9 protein-coding genes are annotated in these 21,330 nt (G+C 67.1%); 4 read left to right on the forward strand and 5 right to left on the reverse strand.

Annotation, left to right across the window (positions count from 1 at the left end; genetic code table 11):
* Positions 1-270: 270 nt before the first annotated feature.
* Positions 271-1,119, forward strand: coding sequence for a hypothetical protein (locus A5740_RS05880; protein ID WP_076192293.1), 849 nt, complete (start codon positions 271-273; stop codon positions 1,117-1,119).
* Positions 1,120-1,186: 67 nt separating this feature from the next.
* On the forward strand, positions 1,187-1,348 hold the full coding sequence (locus tag A5740_RS28205) for a hypothetical protein (RefSeq protein ID WP_139334962.1): 162 nt from the start codon (positions 1,187-1,189) through the stop codon (positions 1,346-1,348).
* 24 nt (positions 1,349-1,372) lie between these two features.
* Here the strand turns inward: A5740_RS28205 and A5740_RS05885 are convergent, their stop codons facing one another.
* Positions 1,373-1,858, reverse strand: coding sequence for a flavin reductase family protein (locus A5740_RS05885; protein WP_076192294.1), 486 nt, complete (start codon positions 1,856-1,858; stop codon positions 1,373-1,375).
* Positions 1,859-1,948: 90 nt separating this feature from the next.
* On the opposite strand from A5740_RS05885, the gene A5740_RS05890 reads away from it, so the two are divergent.
* Complete coding sequence (locus tag A5740_RS05890) at positions 1,949-2,611, forward strand: GAP family protein (protein WP_076192296.1); 663 nt, start codon at positions 1,949-1,951, stop codon at positions 2,609-2,611.
* Positions 2,612-2,629: 18 nt separating this feature from the next.
* On the opposite strand, the gene A5740_RS05895 is transcribed toward A5740_RS05890, so the two are convergent.
* From A5740_RS05895 to A5740_RS05910, 4 genes are all read right to left on the reverse strand, one after another.
* Positions 2,630-4,381 (reverse strand): AMP-binding protein, encoded by a 1,752-nt coding sequence (locus A5740_RS05895; protein WP_217696683.1) that lies wholly within the window; start codon positions 4,379-4,381, stop codon positions 2,630-2,632.
* Between the two features lie 57 nt (positions 4,382-4,438).
* A complete protein-coding gene (gene pe / locus A5740_RS05900; RefSeq protein WP_076192299.1) occupies positions 4,439-5,554 on the reverse strand; it encodes an acyltransferase PE in 1,116 nt (371 codons plus the stop codon).
* Positions 5,555-5,624: 70 nt separating this feature from the next.
* The gene (locus A5740_RS05905) at positions 5,625-8,618 is read right to left on the reverse strand and encodes an RND family transporter (RefSeq protein WP_076192300.1); all 2,994 of its coding nucleotides are present in this window, start codon (positions 8,616-8,618) and stop codon (positions 5,625-5,627) included.
* Positions 8,619-8,685: 67 nt separating this feature from the next.
* On the reverse strand, positions 8,686-10,107 hold the full coding sequence (locus tag A5740_RS05910; protein WP_076192302.1) for a condensation domain-containing protein: 1,422 nt from the start codon (positions 10,105-10,107) through the stop codon (positions 8,686-8,688).
* A gap of 192 nt (positions 10,108-10,299) precedes the next feature.
* On the opposite strand from A5740_RS05910, the gene A5740_RS05915 reads away from it, so the two are divergent.
* On the forward strand, positions 10,300-21,294 hold the full coding sequence (locus A5740_RS05915; RefSeq protein ID WP_076192304.1) for a type I polyketide synthase: 10,995 nt from the start codon (positions 10,300-10,302) through the stop codon (positions 21,292-21,294).
* The last annotated feature ends 36 nt before the right edge of the window (positions 21,295-21,330 follow it).

Raw genomic sequence — 21,330 nt, forward strand, 5'->3', positions numbered from 1 at the left:
GTTTGTATTCACTGGTCGCCGGCTGCCCGCCGACCGCGGTTCCGCACATGTCGCAGAATCGTGCCCCCCCCCCCACGTGGCGGCCCCACCCCCGGCACCGGCGCCGGCACCAGGGCCAGGACCGGGTCAGGCACCCGGTACCGACGGGCCCCTGCAATACCCCGACCACGTGGAGCTTCGTCCAGCTGACGGTCCGGGCTTCTGCGATCCGGACGGAACCCCGCTCGGTCACCTGACCGCAGCCATGTGCAGCACGGCAGGACCGCAGCCATGACCGGGCCCGACGGAACGCCAAACCCGTGGTCATTCTCGGCATCGTCAGGCGCGGCCCGTCCGCGGAAGCTGTCGCGCCGCACGATCGTTCTGGGCAGCGTCGGCATTGCCGTCGCGGTGCTTCTGGTCGTGGCGCTGGTGGCCTGGCTGGCCTGGCCGCGCTCGGCGCCCATCGACCAGGCCGATGCTCCCGCCAAGGGCAGACCACTGCTCAGCGACAAGCCGCCGACCATGATCCTCAACGCGATCGACTTCGACTCGCTGTATCCGCCGGGCTATACCGAATTCGACTACACGAAGATGAACAAGGATTCGGGCTATACGTACGATCCCGACCGCGAGTACAAGTCGACGTCCGAACCGCCGGATTGCACGGCAAGCGATGACCCGCTGTACGCCGCGGAATTGGGCCTCGACACCGACGATGATCCCGAGCGGTACAAGGACTCGAAGATCTCGCGCCTGATGTACCCGGTCGACGATCCGGGCGGCAACAAGGAAGACAGCAAGTCGTTTTCCCTGGCGGTGTTCGTGTCGAAAGACCCGACCAGCCTCGATTTCGCCCGACAGTGGTACGAGCGCTGCAAAGGCGCCAAGGTCACCACCGTCGTCAGCAAGCACGGTCAGGTCATCGAGAACGAGGTCATCACGATCGACTTCGGGACGGTCGCCGCGCCGGAATCGGCTGCCGATGACTCCTTCGCGATGACGAAAGACGGCCAGGAGAAGTGCAATTACTACGGTCTCGTCCGGGGCATGATCGTCAACGTCACTTGCCCGCCTGAACAGAAAGACGCCGGCGCGCAGTTGTTCCGCAAGGTCGTCATCGGCCTCCAGGAAGTTTGAGGCACTCGGTCAGGTTCGGCGCGTAGGCTCGGGGAAAAGCAGCCAATCAGCAACGAAAGGCAGCTCCATGAGCATGGGACAGATCCACAGCGTCAACGAGATCCGTACCGCGATCCGGGAATTGTCGGCCCGGGCCGAGTTGGCCCGCAAAGAGGGCCGCCCCGCCGACGCCGGCGAGATCGAGCAACGCATCGTCAAGTACCGCGACGAGCTCGCCGCGCGGCCCTGACCCGCCGAACCGCAGCCGGGAAGCTCAGGCGCCGAGCTTGCGGAACGTGCTGCGGTGGAAGACGATCGGCGCCACCTCGGCGTTGACCGTGATATCGCTGACCCGCAGCACCACGATGGTGTGATCGCCGGCGGGCACCAACTGCTCGATGGCACTCTCCAGCCACACGCTGGTGCCGTGGATGAACACCGCACCCGATTCGCGTGATTCCGTCTGAAGACCGGCGAAGCGGTCCCCGGTCTTGGCGGCCAGCGACCGGGCCGCGGCGTCGTGGGACTCCCCGAGCACGCTGATCCCCAGCGACGGAAGATCCTTGAGCTTGGGCCAGGTGGTCGAGGAGTTCTGCACGCAGAACGACACCAGCGGCGGGTCCAGCGACACCGGGACGAACGTGCTGGCGGCCAAGCCGACCAAGCTGCCCTCTACCTCGGCAGCGATCGCGATGACACCGGACGGAAAGTGGCCGAACGCTTCACGCAGCGACGTCGGGTTCAATTCTGTTGCACTCATAACACCTCCATCTTCACATGGGACACCCGACCGCGCCCAGGTCCGGGTGCGGTGAGCGGGACAAGTCGGCAGAGTAAGTTGGCGCCCATCATGTGGATCACGCTCCTGGTGATGGCCGCGGCAGTCAGCCTGGAGCCGTTACGGATCGGTATGACGATCGTGATGCTCAACCGGCCCCGTCCGCTGCTGCAGTTGCTGGCCTTCCTGGTCGGCGGATTCGCGATGGGCACCGCAGTGGGAGTGGTGGTGCTGTTTCTCCTGCGGCCGGCCCTGGGCGCTTCCCATTTCACGCTGCCCAGAGTTCAGCTCGTGGTGGGCGCGGTGGCACTGGTGGCCGCGGCGATCCTCGCCGGCGGCAGGCCGTCGAGCCTGTTCACGCCGAAACCCGACCGCGAACCCGGACAGCTTGTGACACGCACCAGACAATTGTTTGGCGGCCATTCGCTGTGGACGGCGAGCGTGGCAGGCCTTGGCATCGCCCTGCCATCGGTCGACTATCTCGCCGCGCTCGCACTCATCGTCGCCTCGGGGGCTGCGGCCGCGACCCAGGTCGGCGCCCTACTGCTGTTCAACGTGGTGGCGTTCGGGCTCGTCGAGATCCCGCTGATCTCCTACCTGGTGGCCCCGGAGCGCACCCGTGCGGCCCTGGCGGCACTGCACCAGTGGCTGCAGACCCAACGCCACCGGAAGGTGGCCGCGGTGGTTGCCACCGTCGGCGGTGTGCTGCTGGTCGCCGGTCTCGTCGGCCTGTGACGAACCGCTGTGACTAACTCAGGCGTCCAACCTGGCGAATTCGTCCTGCCGGTACTGCTCCGCACACGCCGCACGCCGGATCTTGCCGCTCGTCGTCGTCGGTATGGAGCCAGGTGGCACCAGCACCAGGTCACCGACGTTCAAGCCATGCGCATTCGATATCGCCGAGGTGACCTCACTCTTGAGCCCGGTGAGCCAATGCACCGCCTCCCCGGTCACTTCCCCGCGCTTCTTGAGCTCGATGACCGTGACGAGTTTCTCGGTGCTGTTCACCGGGACGGAAATCGCCGCCACCCGGCCGCCGGTGATCTGTTGGACGGTCGCCTCGATGTCCTCAGGATAATGGTTCCGTCCCCGGATGATCAGCAGGTCCTTGATGCGCCCGACGATGAACAGGTGCCCACCGGAGACGAAACCCAGATCGCCGGTTTTCAGCCAGGGGCCCGCGACCGTGCCCGGCGTCGGGTCGACGAGGGTGGCGCCGAAGCACTGCTGCTCCGCGGCCGGCCGGCTCCAGTAGCCGGACGCGACATTGTCGCCGTGCACCCAGATCTCGCCGACCACATCCGGTGCGCATTCCCGGTGGGTGTCGACGTCGACGATCCGCACGATCGGTGACTGTGGCAGTTCGTATTTGACGAGCGACGAACCGGCCGACCTCGTCGACCGGCGGATGCGTCCCGCCGACAGTTCGTCGGTGTCGAACGCCGCCGCTCCCGCAGATTCGTCCCAGGTCCCGGTCGCCACGAACACGGTGGCCTCGGCCATCCCGTACGACGGACGCAGCATGTGGTCCCGGAAGTTGAAGTGCGCGAAGCGATCTGCGAACCGTTCCAAGGTCCCCGGTTCGACCCGCTCAGCACCGTTGATGATGCCCAGCACCCCGCCGAGGTCAAGACCGGCCAGGTCCGCGTCCTTGGTCTTGCGGGCGGCGAGATCGAAAGCGAAGTTGGGCGCCGCCGAGAACGCATTGGCATTGGTCGCCAACGCGCGCACCCAGCGGGCCGGCTGCTCCAGGAAGGCCACCGGGCTCATCAGGACTGCGGGATAGCCGCTGAGGATCGGTGCGCAGACTCCCAGCACCAGGCCCATGTCGTGGTAGAAGGGTAGCCACGACACGATCGTGGCTTCGGTGACAGACCGGCTGAGCGCGTCGGTGAAGAAACCCCGCATCAACTGCTCGAAGTTCGCCTGCAGATTGCGATGGGAGATCATCACCCCCGTCGGCACCCGGGTCGAGCCGGAGCTGTACTGCAGATACGCCGTCGTGGGGAATTCACCCGTCCCGGCATCGGTGCCGTCTTCCGGCCCCGGTGCGGCGTCCAGGTCCAGCAAGTCGACCTCGAGGATCTTGGGCGCCGTGTCCAACCGGGACTGATCGACGTAATCGCCGACATCCTCGGAGACGGCGGACGTGGTCAGGACCACCGCGGGCTTGGTGTCGGTGAACACCGCGCTGACCCGGTCGTGGTTGGAGCCGCGGTGCGGCAGGGGAAGCGGGACAGCGATGAGGCCGGCCTGCATCGAGCCGAGGAAGGCCAGGATGTATTCCAGGCCCTGTGGGGCCAGGATCACCGCCCGGTCCCCGACTGTCGCACTGCGCCGGATCGCGTGCGCCACGCTCATCGTCCGGCGGGACAGCTGCGACCACGTCACCGTCTCGACGACACCGTCCGGGTCGGCGGCGTACTCGGTGAAGGTGAAGGCAATGTCGTTGGGACGCAAGCTGGCACGTCCGTGCAGCATCGAGAGGATGGTGGATTGGGGCAGGGGCGTCGTCGGCGTCATGTCACGTCCGTACTACTCGTGGAATCGTCAGGGTCTGTATCAGTGCCCGCCGAGCAAGGACAGGGCACCGTTGGCGATCTCGGAAATGGGGTCGGTCTGGCCACCGAACGTGGCCTCGTTGGCCGGAGCGGTGACTTCGGCGGGGTCGAATCCGTTCACCGGGTCCACCGTGACGGGAGCGGTGGCCGGATCGTCGTTGCGGGAATAGCCCGCGTCGACCCGGGGCTTGAGGATCGCGTCCAGCTTGTTGAGCGTGTCCTGGTCATATCCGAGGTACTTGAAAGGCAGCACCAGCGGCAGGTGCTCTTCGGGAACCAGGTACGTCGTCGTCGTCGCACCCTTGGAGTTCACCGTCGTCCGGATGTTCTGCGGCGGGACGTTGCTGGGGTTGGTGAACGCGATCGCGGTGTGACCGGTGGCCAGTCCGGCGATCGCGTTGATGACGCTCATCCAGTTGTCCGGCCGGTCCGGCCAATCGGCGATGCTGTCGTAGGCCGAGATGAACTGATCGGTGTGGTACTGGCTTTCCACCGGGGCCGGTATCCGGTAGTCCATGAACGGCACGACGCTGCCGACGGGGAAGTTCTGGGTCAGGAAGCTTTCACCGAAGGCATGTTTGGCGATCGGGTCACCGAACGTGGCGAAGCTCAGTTGATCCGGCGGCGGAGCGGTGGGGTCATTGGCCAGTCGGACCTTCACGGCGTTGAGCACGAGCGCGCCCTCGGACAGCCCCATCGCGGTTCCGTGGCCACCGTTGCGGATGGCCGCGTCGAGATTGCCTTCGCCTTCGTCGACCGATTCACCGATGCTGGGTCCGTCGAGACCGATGCCGGGATAGATTTGCTCGCCGATCGCACCGATGCCGGGGAAGAAGCGTTCCAGGGTGTGGCCCTGAACCTGGCCCGCCGGGTAATCGACCTTCACCCGTTTCATGCCGGGGAACCAGTGCTCGCCCGTCATCCGGATGTATTCGTCATAGGGGATGCCCAACACGTGGGCGCCGCCCAGGGCGTAGGCGGTACCAGGGTCCGACGGCGCCGGAGCCGGTGGGCCGCCCGGGCCTTGCGAGTCGTCGGCGCTGGCCGATCCGACACCGAAACAACCTGTGACACCGGCAGTTACCAGAACCGTGATTCCAGCGAGTAGCTTCTTCATCTCTGCCCCTGCCCGCATTGCGTCGTTCGGTAGTTTTCCATATTTCGACTGGGTGCGCTTCCCGCCGTGGTCACGCGTCGGCCGCCGGTCTGCGCAGTGACTTCGGCGTCCCCGCCCGTGACGGCCACCAGTTCGCCCGACCGATCAGTGCGGCGACGGCGGGCACCGTGATGGTGCGGACCACGAAAGTGTCCAGCAGGATTCCGACGCCGATGATGAACCCACCCTGGATCACCATCCCGATGGTGGAGAACAGCAGACCGGCCATCGAGGCCGCGAAGATCAGGCCGGCCGCGGTGATCACCCCACCGGTCGAACTGAGGGTGCGGATCACGCCGAACCGCATGCTGTGCGCCGACTCGTCCCGCATTCGTGACACGAGCAGCATGTTGTAGTCGGCGCCCACGGCAACCAGCACCACGAACGCCAATGGCGGCACGCTCCAGTGCAATTGCTGACCGAAGAGGGATTGGAACACCAGGACCCCGATACCAAGTGCGGCGAAATAGGAGATCACCACCGAACCGACCAGGTAGAGCGGTGCGACGAGCGAGCGCAGCAGCACCATCAGGATCAGCAGCACCACGATCAGCGTCGCGATGATGATGAAGCGGATGTCCTGCTGGTAGTAGTCGCGGGTGTCGCGCAGGGCGGCCGGGAACCCGCCCATCGAGATCGAGGCGTCGGCCAGCGTCGTGTTGGGTTGGGCGCCGCGGGCGATGTCCTGGATCTCGTTGACCTGGTCCATCGCCTCGGAACTGAACGGGTTGAGCTTGGTCTGCACGAGATAGCGCACCGAGCGACCGTCCGGCGAGACGTAGGCCGCCGACGCCTGCTTGAACTCGTCGAGCCCCAGGACCTCGGGGGGAATGTTGAACCCCGCCTGCGCGGGGTCGGCGGCCTCGTTGCGCATGTTCAACAGAAATGAGGAGGCCTGGTCCAACCCGGCCGAGATCACCTTGATCTGCTTGACGAGTTCGTCGACGCCGCCGGCCACCTCCCGGCTGCCCCCGGCCAGACGGTTGGCCCCCTGTTGCAGATCCCGCAGACCCGCCTGCGGGCCACCGGGCTTGTTCATACCCATCGTGCCGACGGCCTTGTTGACGCTGGCCAAAGCCTTGTTCAGCTTGGTGACCGTGGCGTTGAGGGACTGCTTGTCACCGACGCCGTTCAGTTGATGCGCCAGGTCGTTGATCTGGTCGAGGCTGCCGTCGTTGTTCGCATCCATCAGCCGCTGGAACTGGATGCGGGTCTCGCTGCACGACGGATTGCTGTCACACACCGCATTGTTCTGCAGCGCCGCCAGTACCGGGCCGATCCAGGCGAACATGTTCTTGACGGCCGAGAAGTTGTAGCCCATGGAATTGGACAGGGCATTGATGCTGTCGACGAGCTTGGCCGCGACCTCGACATCGTGGACCAGCTTGTCGCCGCCATATTCGGTTCGTACCGAGGAGAACGTGTCGACCAGGCTCTGCAGACTGGGCGCGATCTGGTTGATCTGGGTGCGCACGTCGGCCAGGCTGCCGGCCAGGGTGTTGGCGCCGGCCGACAGCCGGTTCAGGTCGCCGGTGCGCTGGTCGATCTGATCGGAGCCGTCGGCCAGCCGGGTCCCCACGATGCCGGCCTGGAACGTGGCCCGGAATTCCCGGGGCACCTCGCCCAGGGGCCGGGTGATGCCACTGACCAGGCCGACGTCGGGTAGTTGGGCGACCCGCGAGGCCAGCTGTTCCAGGTCGGCGAGACCACGCGGCGTCCGGAGGTCATGGGGCGATTGGATCAGGATGTATTCGGGGATGGACTGGGCGATCGGGAAGTGGCGTTCCACCGCGGCATAGCCGATCGAACTCGGCGCATCTGCCGACACGACCTTGCGGTCGTCGTAGTTGTACTGCGCGAAGATCGCCGCCCCGGCCAGCAGCGCCAGTACCAGCAGACTGGCGACCAGATGCGGTACCGGCCGGCGCACGATGCGGATACCCGAGCGGCGCCAGAACCGGGAGGTCAGTTCCCGGCGCGGCTTGACCCAGCCGCGCGGACCGACGAGCACCAGGATGGCCGGCAGCAGCGTCAGCCCGGCCATATAGGCGACGCCGATCCCGATCGCCGCCGACGTGCCGACGGTGCGGAACACGCCCATCTTGGTGAAGCTCAACAGCAGAAACGTCAATCCGACCGTCGCCGCGGAAGCGGTGATCACCTTCCCGATCGAGGCCATCGCCGCCCGGACGGCCTCGTCGAAATCCTTTCCCAGCCTTAGATAGTCGTGGTATCGGCTGATCAGGAAGACCGCATAATCCGTTCCGGCACCGGCCATGATCGCGCTGAGGAACACGACCGATTGATTCGACACCCCGGCCCCGGTGAGGTGGGAAAAGCCCGCCACCAGGGATTGTGCGATGAGCAGTGACGAGCCGATGGTCACCAGCGGCAGCAGCATCGTCACCGCGCTGCGGTAGACCAGCAGCAGCACGGCAAGGACCAGGACGGCGATCGCGAGCTCGATCGGCAGCCGATCGCGCTCACCGGCGACGGTGAGGTCGGCGGCGGTGGCCGCGGGACCGGTCAGGTGCACGGCCAGCGGACTGCCGGCGGTACTGCGTTCGACGACCTCGGAAACCCGGTTGAACGATTCGATCGCCCGGGGGGTGCCCAACTCCCCCTTCAGCCCCACCGGTAGCACCCAGGTGGTCTTGTCCTTGCTCGTCAGGAACGGCCGCAACTGCGGGGTGGCGACGAAATCCTGCACGCTCACCACGTCCGCCTGGTCGTCGCGCAACGCGTCGACCAACTTGCGGTACACCGCCTCGTCGGCCGGCTTGAGCCCGTCTTCGTTGATCAGCGCGACCAGCAGCAGGTCGTCGTTGCCCGGCTCGTGGAACGCCTCGGTCATCTTCGCCGCGGTGACACTCGACGGTGCGTCCGCGGGCAGGATGGTGAGCGGATGCTTCTCGGCCATCGCACCCAGCGAGGGGAACGACAGCGGCAGGGCAACCAGCAAGGTGGCCCAGACGCCGATGACCAGCCACGGCCATCGCACCACCAGGTCGGCTAGCCGTCGCATGTCACCCTCACCTTCGCCCCGAAGGCGAGGCCGAGCAGAAAATCCATCACCATCGATCTACGCTCCGCTAAGCGACGCGGCCCCACTGTCCGGTGTCGGCGACCCTGGAGGCCACCGACTTCATCGCCGCCATGTAGCGGCCGACCGATTTCTTGGCGACGGGATTGTCGGGATGCATGATCGCCATGACCGTGCCCTCCCCGTACCGGAAAATGTAGATGGTCAATTGGTACGAAAAGCGGCCGTCGGGATAGATGCCGATATTGTTGGCCAGGCCCATGTCGGCAGCGGCCAGGATGGCGTTGAGCGGCGCAGCGCCGCCGTGCAAAAAGTTCGACACCGGAAAGTTCGGTCGTGGCCAGTTCAACCAGGGCGCCAACTCCAGCACGCGGTAATACGGCACTCGGGCCATGTCCAGTCCCGAATCGAATGAGGCCTGCGCGGCCCAGGCGGCATCGCTGAATGACGTCGCCGCGACCGGGACGGTGATCGGGATCAGGCCGGTGAACCAGCCTTGCGTCATGAAATTGTCACTGGCGGTGCGGGAATCCCGCGGCGTCAGACCGTAATACGTGAGAGCGCCGGTAAATTCATGTTCCACCAAACCCAGGCAGGCGAACAGGCCGCCGACGAACCGTGCGCCCGCCGCCGTGCAGGCCTCCTCGAAGCGCTCGGTCTGCGCCGGATTCATCAGGACCTCGGAGGTCATGTCGCTGCGGGTGGCCTCCAGCGGATTACCGAGCGGCAGAGGGAATTCCGGGAATCCGTCGCGGTTGTTCTCCGCGAACTCGATCCAGGCGCGGACTCCCGGCGAGTCCACCGTCAGCTCGGCGGTGTATTCGCGCTCGCGAATACAGAAATCGTCGAAACTGCCCGCATCGGGCAACGTGAGGGCTTGACCGGTTCCGCTCAGCGATGAATACATGCCGTTTGCTTCGAGCATTGTGGTGCCGATCAATGTGGCATCGCCATGCACGTGATCCATCGCCGCGAAGAAAGTGAAGTGTTCTTCGTTCTGGATTACCCCGAAGGTGAAGCAACCCCACTCCAGAGGGTTCGGAATATCGACGACGTGCGCACGAATTTCGTCGACCGACATGACACCCTGATCGACCGGGACGAATTCGATGTCGGCCGGATCTTCGAGAGCATGTCGGATGAATTCGCCGTCACCCACCTGCTTGAACCAGCTGCGGAAGGTGTCGTGCCGACGGAGGTAGGCATTGACGGCCTGATCCATCGCTGCTATGTCACACTTGCCAGCCACTTCACAGCTGGCAATGATCTGCCGAGAAAAGTTCAGCCCCAACACTTTGCGATCGCAATAGTTCCGAAGATGTTGACTTTGCATGTAACTCACCGGCACTGAACTGACGGGCGCTCGGCTCGCCTTTTCCTTGGCTTTCACAGTCGGATGCCAAGAAGTCACCGAACCGGCACTCAACGTCCATTCATCAAGTGCGCCAACGGTTATCTGCCCAATGCGCAAAGCGCCGTCCTCCCAGTTAGGCGACCGCCATCCCCCGAAGTCCGGTCAAATCTTCGACCGGAACACCCTCGCATGTCACCGATGCACATGCAATAGTGTCCGACGGGGGTTGGCGTGCGGCGTGTGGCCGCAGGGGTCACAACATGCGGCCGTGGGCCGCGATATGACCGACGATACAAGGAGTACACTGGCATGGAATCCGCCGATCTTCCAACAGAACTCGCTCCACGCTTCGCGATCGTCGGCTACGCGGCACGGTTCCCCGGAGCCGACGATGCCGACGAATTCTGGGATCTTCTGCGTGAGGGCCGCGAGGCGATTTCCGAGGTGCCGGAAGATCGCTGGGACGTCGACGAATTCTTCGATCCCGAGCCGGGAGCGCCGGGCAAGGTGGTGACCCGCCGCGCCGGATTCGTCGACGATGTGACGGGTTTTGACGCGCCGTTCTTCGGCATGTCGACCCGCGAGGTCCGGCTGATGGACCCGCAGCACCGGCTTTTGCTCGAGACCGCTTGGCGCGCCGTGGAACACTCGGGTACCGCGCCGACTTCTCTTGCGAACTCCAATACCGGGGTGTTCGTCGGTCTGGCCACTCACGACTACCTGGGCATGGCGTCCGACGAGCTGACCTATCCCGAGATCGAGGCCTATATGGCCATCGGCACATCCAACGCTGCGGCCGCCGGTCGGATCAGCTATCGGTTGGGCCTGCAGGGCCCCGCCGTCGCCGTCGACACCGCCTGCAGTTCGTCGCTGGTGGCCATCCATCAGGCTTGCCAGGCGCTGCGGCTGGGTGAATGCGATCTCGCCCTGGCCGGCGGCGCCAATGTCCTGCTCACTCCGGCCACCATGATCACGTTCTCCAACGCCCACATGCTGGCCCCCGACGGCCGGTGCAAGACGTTCGACGCCGCCGCGGACGGCTACGTGCGCGGTGAGGGCTGCGGTGTCATCGTCATCAAACGTCTCGAGGATGCCGTCCGTGACGGGGACCGGATCCGGGCCGTGATTCGCGGCAGCGCAATCAATCAGGACGGTGCGTCAGGCGGTCTGACCGTGCCGAACGGGGTGGCCCAGCAACATGTCATCGCCGATGCCCTCAAGCGCGCCGACGTATTGCCGAGCGAGGTCGGTTACCTCGAAGCGCACGGCACCGGGACGTCGTTGGGTGATCCGATCGAGGCCCAGGCCGCGGGCGCGGTGCTCGGCGCCGGGCGCGAAGCCGACCGGCCGCTGCTGATCGGGTCGGCGAAGACCAACATCGGGCACCTGGAGGCCGCCGCGGGCATCGCCGGTGTGATCAAGGTCATCCTGGCGCTGGAAAACGAGGCGCTGCCCAAACACCTCAACTTCGAAAATCCCTCGCCGCACATCCCGTGGGACCGGCTCGCGGTCGAGGTGGTGAAGGAGACCATTCCCTGGGAGCGCAACGGCCGGGCCCGGATCGCCGGGGTCAGCTCGTTCGGGTTCGCCGGGACCAACGCGCACGTCATCCTCGAAGAGGCCCCCGAGCACAGCGTCGCACCGCAGGCGGACGAGCAGCCCGGCGCGAAGTTCAGCATCCTGCCGTTGTCGGCACATACGCCGGGCGCGCTGGTTCAGATCGCCGACCAGTACCGCAGCTGGTTGACCGCGCATCCGGAGGCCGGTTTGGCCGACGTGTGCCACACCGCCGGCACCGGCCGGGCACACCTGGAGCACCGGGCCGCCCTGGTGGTGAACTCGCGAGAGTCTGCCCTCGAACTGCTCAGGGCGCTCGCCGACGACCGCCCGGCCCCCGGCCTGGTGCGCGGCGAATCGTATGACAAACCCAAGACCGCCTGGCTGTTCACCGGTCAGGGCAGCCAGTACCCGGGTATGGCCCGGGAGTTGTTCGACACCGAGCCGGTGTTTGCCGAGACCGTGCGGCAATGCGCCGCCGCCGTCGAGGGTGTACTCGAAAAGCCTTTGCTGGACGTGATTTTCGACGTGGACGCGCCCGACGCCGACGAGACGATGCGCCTGACGTCCTACGCACAACCGGCGTTGTTCGCCGTGGAAATGGGTCTGGCGCGACTGTGGCAGTCATGGGGCTTCGAGCCCGATGTGGTGCTGGGACACAGTGTCGGCCAGTACTCGGCAGCCTGCGTCGCGGGCGTGTTCAGCATCGAAGACGGTGCCCGGCTGATGGCCGAACGCGGCCGTCTCTTCGGCAGCCTGCCCGCCGGCGGCCGAATGGTCGCGGTGTTCGCCGCAGCCGAGCGGGTCGAGAGCCTGACCGACGAGTTCCCGAGCCTGTCGGTGGCCGCGTACAACGGCGCCAACACCGTGTTGTCCGGCCCGGCAGCGGATCTGGAGCAGGCCGTGGCCCGCCTGGCGGCCGACAATGTGCGGTGCGACTGGCTGGAGACCAGCCACGCATTCCACTCGGCGCTGCTCGACCCGATCCTCGACGAGTTCGAGGCCGCCGCAAACGGCATCGATTTCGCCGCGCCGCAACGCATCCTGATCGACAACCGCACCGGCGCCGCCCTGGGCCGCAGCGTCAAACTCGACGGTGCCTACTGGCGCCGGCACGCCCGACAGCCGGTGGAGTTCGCCAAGAGCGTGCAGACGCTGGCCGACCTGAACTGCAAACTGCTGCTGGAGATCGGCCCGCGCCCGGTGCTCACCGCGGCCGCCCTGAGCGCCTGGCCCGACCCGGCCACCGCGCCACGCGTGATCACCTCGCTGCGCCGCAACACCACCGACCACCGGCAGATCACCGAAGCCCTCGCCGACGCGTACGTCCTGGGCCACCTGCCCGATTTCGGCGCGCTCCGGCCCACCCATACCCGCAAGCTGGACCTGCCCACCTATCCGTTCGAACACCGCCAGTACTGGTACCGCGACGACCGGGAGCGCCCCAACCAACAACAACACCTCGGCGGTCCGCGGACCGAGGCCGTCCGCCTGCTCGAGGACGGCCGGATCGACGAACTGGCCACGCTGATCGGGGCCGAGAGCGACGACCGCTACATCGCCGACGTGCTGACCAAGCTTGCCGCACAACACAACCGGCAACGGACCACACAATCCATCGCCGACGACCGCTACGAGTTCCGCTGGGATAAATCCCCCGCCGCACTGTCCGGCCCCGCCGGCGAGGGCACCTGGATCCTGGTCGGCGAGGAGTCCGCCGCGATCTCGCCGCTGGTCGAGGCGCTCAACGCGCGCGGTCACCGGTATCGGTTCGTCGCATTGCCGGAGTCGGAGGCCGACGAGGCCCAACTGGCCGACGTGTTGCGTGCGGCGGCAGCCGACGAGGCGACACTGCAGATCCTGCACGTGGCGGCCGCCGTCGACGCCGAGGGCGCACCGTCGATGCAGTCGTTACTGCGGATGCAGCACCGGACGCTGAGCGGGACGCTGCGGTTGTTCCGCGCCGCGGTGGCCGCCGAACTGCGCAACCCCATCTGGGTGGCGACCCGTGGCGCACAACGCGTCACCGACACCGACACCGTCACACCGGATCAGAGCTGCCTGTGGGGATTTGGCCGCGCCGCGGCCCTGGAACTTCCGCAGCTGTGGGGTGGGTTGGCCGACCTGCATGACGGCAGCGCCGATGAATGGTCCCAACTCATCGACCGGGTGAGCACCCCGCGCGATGCGGCCGCCCGTGAGGACCAGATCGCCTTGCGCGATCACGCGGTCTATGTTCCGCGCCTGGTCCGGCGCGAGCAGCTGCCGAGCGGTACGCCACTGCCGCTACACGACGGCGCAAGCTATCTCGTGACCGGAGGCCTCGGCTCCATCGGGCTGGAGGTGGCCGGCTACCTGGCCGCCCACGGCGCCAAGCAACTGGTGCTGACCAGTCGGCGTCCGGCCAGTGAAACCGCCCGGCAACGGATCGACACGCTGAGCGAGCAGTACGGCTGTGACGTCAGGGTCATCACCGCCGACGTCGCCGACGCACACGATATCGCACGGCTGCTGGCAAGCGTGCGGGCCGAGCTGCCGCCGCTGGCCGGTATCGTCCACGCCGCCGGGGAGAACAACACCACCCCGATCAGCGACCTGACCGACGCCGAAGTCGACCGCGTCTTCGCCGGAAAGGTGTGGGGTGCTTGGCATCTGAGTGAGGCCGCGGCAGACCTGAAGCTTGACTTCTTCGTCACCACCTCGTCGATCGCCTCGGTGTGGGGCGGATTCGGACAGACCGCCTACAGCGCCGCCAACGCCTTCCTCGACGGGCTGGCCTGGCGGCTGCGGGAACAGGGCGTCGCTGCCACCAGCGTCAACTTCGGCCCCTGGTCAGCCGGGATGGCCGACGCGGAATCCCGAGCACGGCTGGAACAGCGCGGAATTCGCACCTTGTCCCCGGCCGATGCGCTGGCGGGCCTGGCCGATGTGGCGACCGCGTCGGGACCGGGCCTGGCCCAGGGCGTCGTCGCACGGATTGACTGGGCACGTTTCCTTCCGCTCTACCAACAGGCCGGGCGGCGGGCGTTCCTCGCCGAATTGGAGCGCGAGGTGCCCGCCCATTCGGCCGCAGCCGGCGCGGCGACCGCCTCGGGCAAGACCCAGCTGGTCGAGCGGCTGGCGAGCGCGCCCGTTCAGCAGCGCAAGAAACTGCTGACCGACTACCTGCGCGATGCCGTGGCCGAGGTGACCCGGGTGGACCCTGCCGAGATCCGTGAGGACGCCGGGTTCTTCGACCTCGGCATGGACTCGCTAATGGCCGTGGAACTGCGGCGTCGCCTGGAAACCGGCCTGGGCCACGAGATTCCGGTCACGCTGGTGATGGACCACCCGCGGCTGTCCGATGCGGCCGACTGGCTGCTCGGTGACGTGCTGGGCCTGAGCGAGCAGGCGTCCGCCGCGGCCGCCCCGGTCACGGTGGCGTCGCGCACCGACGACCCCATCGCGATCATCGCGGTGTCGTGCCGGTTCCCCGGCGCACCGGACCCCGAAGCGTTCTGGGACGTGCTGTCCGGCGGTGTCGACGCGATCCGGGAGGTCCCGGAGGACCGGTTCGACATCGACGAGTTCTACGATCCCGACCCGGACGCCCCGGGCAAGACCTACACCCGCTTCGGCGGGTTCCTGGACGGGATCGACGGATTCGATCCCGAGTTCTTCGGTATCTCGCCCCGCGAAGCAGTCTGGATCGAGCCACAGCAACGGCTCATGCTCGAAACCGTCTGGGAGGGCCTGGAGCGGGCTGGATACGCGCCGGCCACCTTGCGGGGCAGCCGGACCGGCATCTTCACCGGTGTGGCCGCCAACGAGTACGCGCACCTGCTGTCGGCCGAGCCGATCGACAAGATCGAACCGCACTTCATCACCGGTAACGCCCTCAACGCCATCTCCGGCCGAGTGGCCTTCGCGCTCGGCTTCGAAGGCCCGGCCGTGGCCGTGGACACCGCATGCAGCTCGGCGTTGGTGGCCGTGCATCAGGCCGTGCAGGCGCTGCACTCCGGGGACTGCGACATGGCCCTGGCCGGTGGCGTCAACGTGCTGCTGAGCCCGGTGACCGTCATCGCCGCCTCGCGGGCGAGGATGTTGTCCCCTGTCGGGCGCTGCAAGACATTCGACGCCTCTGCCGACGGCTATGTGCGCAGCGAAGGCTGCGGGATTCTGGTGCTCAAGCGGCTCAGTGACGCCCAACGCGACGGCGACCGGATCTGCGCCGTCATCCCCGCGAGCGGGGTGAACCAGGACGGCGCATCCAGCGGTCTGACCGTGCCCAACGGCGGTGCGCAGCAACGGCTCATCACCTCGGTGCTGGCCCGTGCCGGGCTGTCCGGCGGCGACGTCGACTACCTCGAGGCACACGGCACCGGCACCCCACTGGGCGACCCGATCGAGGTCCAGGCCGCCGCGGCCGCCTACGGCGGCTCCCGCGCCGCCGACCGGCCCTTGCTGATGGGCTCGGTGAAGACCAACATCGGCCACACCGAATCCGCCTCGGGTGCAGCCGGTTTGATCAAGGTCGTGTTGTCGTTGCAGAACGAGGTGTTGCCGCAGAGCCTGCACTTCGACAACCCGTCGCCGCACATTCCGTGGGACTCCCTGTCGGTGCGGGTGGTGAACGAGGCGCTGCCGTGGCAGACCAACGGCAGGCCGCGACGGGCCGGGGTGAGCTCTTTCGGATTCACCGGCACCAACGCCCACGTGCTCATCGAAGAGGCACCGGCTGCCCCGGTGGAAGGCCCTGCCGTGAGCGACGACCCGGTACCCGTCGAAACCGCCGAGCAGTCCACCGCCAACGTGCTTGCGTTGTCGGCGCGGTCACCGGAAGCGCTGGTGTCCTTGGCCCGGCGTTACGAGAACTGGCTGGACGGCCACCCGGACGCGGACATCGCCGACGTGTGCCTGACCGCCGGAACGGGCCGTTCGCACTTCGAGCACCGCGCCGCGCTGGTGGTGGAGTCGACCGAGGACGCCCGCGTCGGCCTGGCCGACCTGGCCGAGAACCGCACGCGGCCCGGCGTGGTCCGTGGTGAGCACACGAATCACCCGACGACAGCCTGGTTGTTCACCGGGCAGGGCAGTCAGCATCCAGGGATGGCGCGTCAATTGTTCGACGCGGAACCGGTTTTCGCCGAGACCGTGACCCGCTGCGCAGAGGCGGTCAAGGACATCCTGGCCAAGCCGCTGCTCGAGGTCATGTTCGCCACCGGCGGTGACGCGGCGGAAACGCTGCGGCACACCTCATATGCGCAACCGGCCCTGTTCGCCGTCGAGATGGGCCTGGCCCGACTGTGGCAGTCGTGGGGCATCCAACCCGACGTGGTGCTGGGCCACAGCGTCGGGCAGTACGCGGCGGCCTGCGTGGCCGGCGTGTTCAGCCTCGAAGACGGCGCCCGGCTCATGGCCCACCGCGGCCGGCTGTTCGGCAGCCTGCCCGAAGGCGGACGCATGGTGGCGGTGTTCACCGACCCCAAGCAGGTCGAGCAGATCTCCGGTGAGTTCCCGCGGGTCTCGGTCGGTGCCTACAACGGGCCCAACACCGTGCTGTCAGGTCCGGGTGAGGATCTGGAGAAGGCCGTCGCGCGGTTCGAAGAGGAGGGCATTCGCTGCACCTGGTTGCAGACCAGCCACGCCTTCCACTCCGAACTGCTCGATCCGGTGCTCGACGAGTTCGAATCGTTTGCGGCCCAGGTGCAGTACGCAACCCCGACGCTGCCGCTGGTCTGCAACCGCACCGGCGCGGTGCTCACCGCCCAGACCGTGATCGACGCCCAGTACTGGCGGCGGCATTCCCGCCAGCCCGTGCAGTTCGCCGAAAGTGTGCGCACCGTGGCGGCGTTGGGATGCTCGGTGCTGATGGAGATCGGTCCGCAGCCGGTGCTGACCGGTGCGGCGGTGCAGGTGTGGCCCGAGCATCTTCCCGCGCCGCGAGCCATCGTCTCGCTGCGCAAGGGGGTGGACGACCGGCGCCAGATCGCCGACGCGCTGGCCGCGGCCTACGTCGGCGGACATCGACCCGACTTCGCCGCCGTGCATGGCCGGTCGGGCCGGCGGGTCGAACTGCCCACGTACCCGTTCCAGCGTCGCCGCTTCTGGCCCAAGGGTGGGGCGATCGCCGTCGAGGGCGGAGTGGGCTCCGGCGGTTCCGGAATCTTGGGCAGCGGTAAGGATCTCGCCTCCGGCGATTCGGTCTACACCAGCCGGTTGTCCGTGAAATCGCAACCGTGGCTGTCCGACCACGTCATCTACGGCACCGTCGTCGTCCCCGGCGCCACCTACGCGGCGATGGCACTGGCCGCGGTCGGCACCCCGGCGCGCGCCAAGGACGTGTTCTTCTATGAGCCGATCATCTTGCCGGAGAGGACTTCCCGTGAAGTGCAGCTGACGTTGCATCCGCTGGAGACCGGCGGTGAATGGACGTTCCAGGTGCACAGCCGCCCCTACGGCGAGCGGGATGCCGAATGGTCGTTGAACGCCGAAGGCACCGTCGTGTCCGGTGCCGAGGACGACGACTCCGCTGCCGACGGTGATCCCGTCGACGAAGCGATCGAACGGCTGGAGCGGATGCGTCCGCAGGAACTGTTCGAAACCTTTGCCGACTTGGAACTGGCGTGGGGTCCGACGTGGTCGGGTTCACTGAAGTCGTTGTGGCTCGGTGAGGGTGAGGCGATCGGCGACATCCTGGTCGGCGCAGAACTGGCCGAACAACTGGGCACCGAGCCCATGCACCCGGTGCTGATGGATCTGTGCACCGGCGTGGCGTTCCCGGCATTCCCGGCACTGCTCGCGGCCGAGCAGGGGGTGAACGACCTGTTCCTGCCGTTGCGGTACGGGCAGGTCACCCTGAAGGAGAAGATGCCACGGCGCTTCTACTGCCGCGCCCGCTGGCACGAGAGCGCCCTGGACAGTGAAACTCAGGTGTTCGATCTGGAGTATCTGGATCGGGACGGCCGTCACCTGGGCGGTATTCGTGAGTTCACCGTCAAACGCGCACCGCGCGAAGCGTTGCTGCGTGGGCTCGGCGGCGACGCCACCCGACTGCTCTACACACTTGGCTGGAACGAGTTGCCACCGCCGGCCCCGAGCGTGGACGGTTCCGAGGCCACTGCCGCCGGTACCTGGCTGATCGCCGGGTTCGACGAGCTCGCGACACAGGTTCCGGGTTGCATCCCGGTCAACCGGGCAGCCGATCCAGAATTGCTGGGACAGCTGCTGACTCAGGCGCAGGAGCGCGGGCTGCCGTTCTCCGGCGTGGTGTGGCGGGCCAGTGCGCCAGGCGCCGCCGAATCCGCTGCCGACGCGGCCGCGCGGCTGGAGACCGAGATCGAGAACCTGCTGTCCGCGGTGCACACCGTGCAGGGTGGCCAGAAGCTGCCCGGTGGATTGTGGATCGTCACCGAGCGGGGCGTGGCCACCGAGTCCGGTGAGCCGGTCGATCCGGTGCAGGGCGCCCTGTGGGGCTTCGGACGCACGACGATCAACGAGGAACCGGCGTTGCGCGCCAAGCTCATCGACGTCGACGGATCACCAGAAGCCGTGCAGGCCCTGGCGACGCTGTTGGCCACGCCGATCGACGAGCCGGAAATCGCCATGCGCCAAGGGAAGCTGCTGGCATCACGGCTGTTGCCGTGGGCACGCAGTGGACATCTCACGGTGCCGCGGGGCGGTGACTACGTCCTGGCGCCCACCGAACGCGGCGCGATCGACAACCTGCGGATCACCGAGAAGGACGTGCCGTCGCCGGAAGCGGGCTACGTGCAGGTCCGCGTGGAGGCCGCCGGTCTCAACTTCCGCGACGTGCTCAACGTCCTCGGCCTCTACCCGGGCGATCCCGGACCGATCGGCGGCGACTTCGCCGGCATCGTCACCCAATTGGGTGACGGTGTGACCGGAGTCGAAGTGGGCCAACGCGTCTACGGCTCCATGCAGGGCGCGTTCTCCAGCCGGTTCAACGTGCCGGCCCAGTTCCTGGCACCGATCCCGGATGGCGTCAGCGCAGTGGAGGCCGCGACGATTCCCGCCGCGGCGCTCACGGTCCGACTGGCGTTCGACTGGGCACAACTCAAGCCCGGCGACAAGGTCCTCATCCACGCCGCCAGCGGTGGTGTGGGTCTGGCCGCCGTCCAGATGGCACAGGCCAAGGGCGCCACGGTGTTCGCCACCGCCAGCACCTTCAAGCGGTCGACGCTGCGCAAGCTCGGGGTCGACCACGTCTACGACTCGCGCACGACGGACTTCGCCGACCAGATCCTGGCCGACACCGACGGCACGGGTGTGGACGTGGTGCTCAACAGCCTCACCAGCGAAGGGTTCATCGAGGCGACGCTGCGGGCCACCGCCCAGAACGGCCGCTTCGCCGAGATCGCCAAGCGCGACATCTGGTCAGCGGAACAGATGGCCGAGGCGCGACCCGACATCGCCTACGAGATCGTCGCGTTGGACACCGTGATGTTCACCGAGCCCGATCGCATTCGCGATCTGCTCGTTGAAATCTCGGACGGACTCGCGAACGGTGCCTGGACGCCACTGCCCGCCGAGATCTACCCGCTGACCGAGGCCAGGGCGGCGTTCCGCCGTATGCAGCAGGCCCGGCACATCGGCAAGATCGTGGTGCAGATCCCGAACCCGTTGCAGCCGAAGGCCGATCGGAGCTACCTGATCACCGGCGGTCTCGGCGCGATCGGCCTGCACACGGCGTCGTATCTGGCCCAACTCGGCGCGGGCGACATCGTGTTGACCAGCCGTCGCGAGCCCGATGCGGAAGTCCAGAAGACGATCGAGGAGATCACCGAGCGCTACAAGACCCGCGTCCATGTCTTCACCGCCGACGTCGGTGAAGAGTCCGAGGTGGCGAAACTGCTCGAGCGGATCCGGACGGAGCTGCCGCCGCTGGCCGGGGTGGCACATCTGGCGGGCGTGCTCGACGACGCGCTGCTCGGTCAGCAGAGCCTCGACCGGTTCCGGACGACCTTGACGCCCAAGGCTTTCGGCGCCGGCCACCTGGACCGGTTGACGCGGGACGACGATCTGGACTTCTTCATCCTGTCGTCCTCGGTGTCCAGCCTGTTCGGCTCACCGGGGCAGTCGAACTACGCGGCAGCCAATGCCTGGCTCGACGGCCTCGTGGCACAACGCAGGGCGCAGGGTCGGCCGGCCACCGGGGTCAACTTCGGACCGTGGGCCCAGGGCGGCATGGCCTCGTCGGAAGCTGCAACCGCGAACATCACTGCGCAGGGCCTGATTCCGCTCGACCCGTCGGCGGCGCTGGCCGCACTCTCCGAGGTCGTCGCCAACGGAACCGGTCAGGCCACCGTGCTCAAGGCCAACTGGCAGCGCGCGGCGAAGGTGCTGGGCAGTTCGCGTCCGCCGATCCTGGACCTGGTGTTGCCGAGCGCAGCGGGAGAGGTCGTCGGCGACAGCGAGGTTCTCAAGCAGCTGCTCGAGATCCCGGTGCCGCAGCGGGCCGGGTTCGTGACCGAGTTCCTGCAGAAGGAAGTGCAGAACTTCCTGCGACTGGCCCAGCCGCCCGCCGCGACCAGCCGCTTCCTGGATCTCGGCACGGACTCGCTGATGGCGATCGAACTCCGCAACCGGCTGCACAGCCAGTTCGGCGGCAAGTTCACGCTCAACGCGACGGCGGTGTTCGACTACCCGACCATCGGCGGGCTCGCCGAATATCTGGTCGGCCAGCTGCCCGATGCCGACACCCCGGCGGCGGAGCCGTCGCCGGAAGCCCCGGCCGCCGAGGCTTAACCCGCGAACAGACGCAAACCCGTACCGAATCCCGTG

Origin of the sequence: Mycobacterium sp. GA-1841 (assembly GCF_001954135.1) — a bacterium.
Taxonomy (GTDB): Bacteria; Actinomycetota; Actinomycetes; order Mycobacteriales; family Mycobacteriaceae; genus Mycobacterium.

Coding starts and splice junctions, on each gene's coding strand:
- A5740_RS05880 (WP_076192293.1), top strand. CDS start 271: ATGACCGGGCCCGACGGAACGCCAAACCCGTGGTCATTCTCGGCATCG.
- A5740_RS28205 (WP_139334962.1), top strand. CDS start 1,187: ATGAGCATGGGACAGATCCACAGCGTCAACGAGATCCGTACCGCGATC.
- A5740_RS05885 (WP_076192294.1), bottom strand. CDS start 1,858: ATGAGTGCAACAGAATTGAACCCGACGTCGCTGCGTGAAGCGTTCGGC.
- A5740_RS05890 (WP_076192296.1), top strand. CDS start 1,949: ATGTGGATCACGCTCCTGGTGATGGCCGCGGCAGTCAGCCTGGAGCCG.
- pe (WP_076192299.1), bottom strand. CDS start 5,554: ATGAAGAAGCTACTCGCTGGAATCACGGTTCTGGTAACTGCCGGTGTC.
- A5740_RS05905 (WP_076192300.1), bottom strand. CDS start 8,618: ATGCGACGGCTAGCCGACCTGGTGGTGCGATGGCCGTGGCTGGTCATC.
- A5740_RS05915 (WP_076192304.1), top strand. CDS start 10,300: ATGGAATCCGCCGATCTTCCAACAGAACTCGCTCCACGCTTCGCGATC.